Source organism: Brachyspira sp. (genome assembly GCF_050873525.1).
Taxonomy (GTDB): Bacteria; Spirochaetota; Brachyspiria; order Brachyspirales; family Brachyspiraceae; genus Brachyspira.
In genome coordinates this window covers 1-5,293 of sequence record NZ_JBNMIZ010000185.1, presented here as the reverse complement: position 1 = coordinate 5,293, position 5,293 = coordinate 1, and the positions used below count along the sequence as shown (strand labels likewise).

Genomic DNA, 5,293 nt, shown 5'->3' with positions numbered 1-5,293 from the left:
TCTTAAAAATGCATTTTCCAAATAAATTCTTTTTGAAAATTTTATTATATTGTCTTTCGATTTTTTATTAATCGTTTCAAGCATTGGAATAATTAAATTTCTTATTTTATTTCTCGCGTATTTATTTTTTTTATTTGAAGAATCCTCTCTATATTCCAAATTATTTTCTCTCGCATAATTTTCAATATCCGTTCTATAAAAATCGAGCATCGGTCTTAAAATATAATTATTCTTTTTTTTCAGGCAGTTATAAATATCCGTTCCCGTTCCTTTAATCATTCTATAAATTATTGTTTCCGCAAAATCGTCTCTATTATGAGCGATAATCAAATAATCGAAAATATTTTTATTATAAAGTTCTCCAAAAAATTCGTATCTGTCTTTTCGCGCTTCGTTTTGAATATTTTTTTTATCATAGCTTCCTTCTTTTATTTCTTTTATATAAATATTTAAATTATATTTTTTTGCAATATTTCGGGCAAATGATTCATCTTCTTTTGATTCTTCTCCTCTCAAATTATAATTGATATGAATAATTATAAGGTTAAATCCGAGTTCTTTTTTTAATTTGTAAATTATATGAAGCGCAGTTTGGGAATCGATTCCTCCAGAATATGCGACAGCTAAAGTTTTTTTATTTAAATCTTTTATATTTTCTACTAAAAAATTTTTAATTTCATTTAGCATATTTTTAATTAAAATTTATAAAACATTAGCGGCAAGTTCGGCAAGTTTTGAACGTTCGCCTTTTTCCAAAGTCACAGTTCCGCTTAAAACTTCCGCTTTCATTCTGTCAATCAAATAAGTAAGTCCGTTATTTCTTTCATCCAAATAAGGAGTGTCAATTTGATGAATATCTCCCGTAAATACGATTTTAGTTCCTTCTCCCGCTCTCGTTATAATAGTTTTTATTTCATGCGGGGTAAGATTTTGAGCCTCGTCAACTATGAAATAAATTTTATTCAAACTTCTTCCTCTTATATAAGCCAAAGGAGAGATTACTATTTTTTCATTTTCAAGCATTTTTCTTATATTTTTACTTTCATCGCTATCGTCAGAATGCAAATGCTGTATAACGGATAAATTATCAAATAAAGGCTGCATATAAGGTTCTAATTTGCTATTAACATCGCCGGGCAAAAATCCCAAATCTTTATTCGACAAAGCGACAATAGGACGAGCGAGCAATATTTGTCTGTATTCTCTTCTCTTTTCCAATGCCGCCGCCAAAGCCAAAAGAGTTTTTCCCGTTCCAGCTTTTCCCATAACGGTAACCAAAGGAACGCTATTATCAAGCAAAATATCCAAAGCCATAGCCTGCTCTTCGTTTCGAGGTTTTACTCCATAAGCGCTTATATCGGTATTTACATGAATAATGCTGTTTGTATCTTCTTTATATTTTCCAATTATCGCTTCATCTTCTTCGTTTATTCTGTAGCATAAATAAGTATTCGGATAAATGGAATATTCGCTTTTAATTCCGATTTCGTGATTATTTTTAAGTTCGTCAATATATACTTTAGCGTTATCGCCCGAGATATTTTCAATTCCTGTGAATAACGAAGATAATTTTTCTATTTTATCGGTATTATAATCTTGAGTATTTATTCCCAAACTTCTCGCTTTCATTCTCATATTAATATCTTTAGTTATAAGAACGACTCTTAAATTTTTGCATTTAATATTATAAGCGGATAAAAGAATTTTATGGTCGGGAATATTTCCAAAAAATATTCTGCCAAAATCTTCTCTCTCTTTATCGCTCAAATCTTCGTTATTTACATCTATAAACACTTTACTTTTATTTGGAAGAATTACTCCATTTGTAAATATGTCTTTATCTTCGCTATTTTCCGAAAGCGTATCAAGTTCTCTTATAAATTCTCTCGCGTTGAAGTTAATCGTGTCGCTTCCTTTTTTGAATTTATCGACTTCTTCAAGCACTATAATCGGTATAACAATATTTGTCTCTTCAAACGAAAATATCGATTTAAAATCATGCAGTATAACATTTGTGTCGAAAACGAATACTTTTTTATTAGGAAGAAAATTTTCAGTCATTATTAATCCTTTATAAATATTATAATATAATTTATTTCTTTATTTCCGCAATTTTTACTTCTTTCACTTCTTCGCCCGCAACTTTTTTTAGAATGAATTTTTCTCTGTCTTTTTCGGCTATATAATAATCGTTTCTTAATTTTAAAACTATATCTTTTGCCGCGTTTATTCCGCCGTATTTTTTATAAGCGCAAATCATTATTTGAATTAGCGAAAGAGTCGCTGGAAGTCCTATATAAAGTATCGCCACGCTTGCCGAAGGAATTGCCGCTATTGAAGAAATTAAAACCGTTTTTCCTTTGCTTAATTTTTTTGACGAAACTATCGCCGTCACCGCGACTATGATTCCGCCGATAAGGACGCCCCAAGCTATTTTTCCCGTATTTTTTATATTAGCGATTTTTTTGCCAAAAGAAGCTTCCGCGTATATAATATCCTCGTCAGAATATAAAGCTTCTACAAGTTCTTCTTCGTTCATGCATACTTTTATAATATTATCAGTTTCATTCATTAGACTATAAACCTCGATAAATAATTGTCTATATATAATAAATTCATTAGTAAAAAAGTCAATCGTTTTAATTACGGTTTTATATTATAAAAAATTATAAAAAATAAGAATAGCCATACATTAAATAATGCATGACTATTCTATATATGAAAAGAGTATTGAAGTAAAAGCTTATTCGTTATTTGCGTTCTGCTGTTCCCTCATTAACTGCATAGCTTCGTCATAAGTTATATAATCGGATTGAGGGTCATACTGTCCGCTTCTTTGCTCTCCGTTAAGACTTGGAATAATCAATCTCTGTCCCGGTAGTATCAAATCTGGATTGTCGGGGTCTCTCAATATATTTCTATTCGCTTCGTATATTCTATACCATTGAATAGGATTATTATAAATATAACTGTAGCCAGCGATTCTCCATAAGGCGTCCGTTAAAGGAACTCTTCTAACGACTATATAATATTGAGGAAGAACGGTTATTTTTCCTTCCGTATTGACTGGTTGATTAGCGGTAGTTCCTCCATCTATTATTTGTCCCGTTTGGTTATTTCTTCCTCTGTCGCCTATAACCACATCGCCGTCTCCCGCTCTTTGCGGTCCTCTTTCCTGTATGGCGTTTAGAGATTGATTCGCCTGCTGCATTTTATCTCTTGCCAAAGCGCTATTATTTTTATTCAAAGCGTCTTCAGCTTCGGCTATAAGTTGAGAGAGATTTTTATCCTCATCGCTGTCTCTAGTTATATATCCTTCGTTAATTAATCTTTCCCGTCTATCTTTCAATTCCTGCAAGTTTCTTAAATCTTCTTCTCTTCCGATAGCGGAACTTCTATCCGAAACGATTTTATCCATATTATTTGACGCCGTTAATGCTCTGGCGCTTGCCGTTTTAGGGTCGTTTTGTAATACTCTATTTGCTTCGTTTAATAGCGCCGAAATACTTTTATCGTTATCATCGCCTTTTACTATCGTATTATCTCTTACTAACGCGTCATATTTCTTTTGAGCGTTGTCTATATCGCTTTTGGCTTTCGCTATCGCATCCGACTTTGCTTTTGCTTCCGCTCTCGCTTTAGCTTCCGCGTCAGCTTTTGCCTTCGCGGCTGCTGCGGCTCTCGCTTTTGCTTCCGCTTCGGCTTTTGCCTTAGCGGCGGCTTCCGCTTTACTCAATGCGGCTAACGCGGCGGCTACATTTTGCTGAACGCTTGCAAAATTATCGGCTTTTAAAGCTTCGTCCGCTTTACCTAAAAAACCCGCTACGGCTTTTCCATTCGCATCTCCCGCGGTTAATACTTTAGCGTTTAATGCGGCGTTATATTTTGCTTTTGCGTCCGCTACGGTTTTTGTGGCGGTTGTTCTCTCTCTTGTCAAATAACCTTCCTTTACCGTATTTGCGGAGGCGAGCGCGTTACTATAAGATAAATAAACCGTATTAAAATCGTTGGATGCGATTATAAATTCTTCTTCGTTTTGAGCCGTATTGTCGGCGGAAGGCAAAGAATCTATAGAATTATTGCCTTCGTTGAAATATCTAACCGCTTCTTCGTATTTTGCCTTAAATTGATTGTCTTTTGACGCGCCTAATTGATTAATTTCGTTTATCGATTTTTCCGCATCGTTTTTCGCTTTATTTATTCTTAAATTCATTAATCTATAAAATAAATCCGTTGTCGTTTGGTCTATCGAATCCGCCGCTTCCTGCGATTTATCGTAAGATTTTTGATATTCTCCGTCATTTTGCAAAGTTTCCGCTTCTTCCGTTATTCTTGCAGAATCTTCATAAGTTTGAGCGAATAAAACGGACCAGCTGAAAGATATTAAAGCTATAAATGATATTAATTTTTTTATATTCATTTTAATTTCTCCTTGAAAAAATTATTAAATAATTTATTGTTCTTTTTCTAACGCTTCTATTTCTTTAATCATACTTTCCAAATTTGCCAATCTTTCTTTTACTTTGGTTAAAGCTTCATCGCTTTTATCAAAATCTTCTTTAGCCTTATTATACAAAGTCAAATAAGCTTCTTTGGTATTATATAATTTTTCTACTAAAACCTTATAATCTTTATTTCCATTTTCGGCATTATAAAGAGAATTTGCTTCCTGATACATAGTTTCGGCTTTATTATATTCGTCCGCATACATAATATTGGCTTTTATCTCTTGAGCCTTCGTAAAAGATTCGTCCATTTGTTTTTTTACGATTTCCGAATAAGGTTCGAGTCCTTTATCCATTACCAAATTATAATTGGTTTCCGCTTCCAATAATAACTGCTTCGCTTTTTTTGCCTCGTCTTTATTTTCCTCTTTCATTATAATATCCGCTTCGGCATAACCTTGTTCGGCTATATCGTAGTCGCTTTGAGCAAAAGTTTTAATTTCGGTATATTTATTAACCGTATCTCTTAAAGCCGTTACTCTTTGATATTCTTTTTTAGGAAGTCCGCATGAGACAACCGACAAAACAAATATCATGATAAGAATCGTTTTGAATTTAAAATTTTTAGAATTCATAATGAGATTAATCCTCCGTTTTTTATATTAAATTAAAACCATAAATTATATCAATAAATAAAAAATCAAATTATTTTTATCGTTTCATAAATTTTATTTTTTATAATTTATACAATTTATAATATGTTAACAGTATTATAATAATAAAAAAAGTCAAGCGATTTATTTAAAATTATTAAAAAAAATTTTAAAAATTTTTAAAAAAATTAACAT

General features: G+C 32.1%; 5 protein-coding genes. All 5 read right to left on the bottom strand.

Annotation, left to right across the window (positions count from 1 at the left end; translation table 11 throughout):
- The coding region (tilS, locus tag ACR0QS_RS10685; protein WP_432633434.1) for a tRNA lysidine(34) synthetase TilS at positions 1-687 on the bottom strand (687 nt) is incomplete at its 3' end.
- 15 nt (positions 688-702) lie between these two features.
- Positions 703-2,061, bottom strand: coding sequence for a PhoH family protein (locus tag ACR0QS_RS10680; protein ID WP_432633433.1), 1,359 nt, complete (start codon positions 2,059-2,061; stop codon positions 703-705).
- A gap of 31 nt (positions 2,062-2,092) precedes the next feature.
- Positions 2,093-2,572 (bottom strand): hypothetical protein, encoded by a 480-nt coding sequence (locus ACR0QS_RS10675; RefSeq protein ID WP_432633432.1) that lies wholly within the window; start codon positions 2,570-2,572, stop codon positions 2,093-2,095.
- A 171-nt stretch (positions 2,573-2,743) separates the two neighbouring features.
- On the bottom strand, positions 2,744-4,420 hold the full coding sequence (locus tag ACR0QS_RS10670; protein ID WP_432633431.1) for a LysM peptidoglycan-binding domain-containing protein: 1,677 nt from the start codon (positions 4,418-4,420) through the stop codon (positions 2,744-2,746).
- Between the two features lie 33 nt (positions 4,421-4,453).
- Positions 4,454-5,080, bottom strand: coding sequence for a hypothetical protein (locus ACR0QS_RS10665; RefSeq protein ID WP_432633430.1), 627 nt, complete (start codon positions 5,078-5,080; stop codon positions 4,454-4,456).
- Positions 5,081-5,293: the final 213 nt, after the last annotated feature.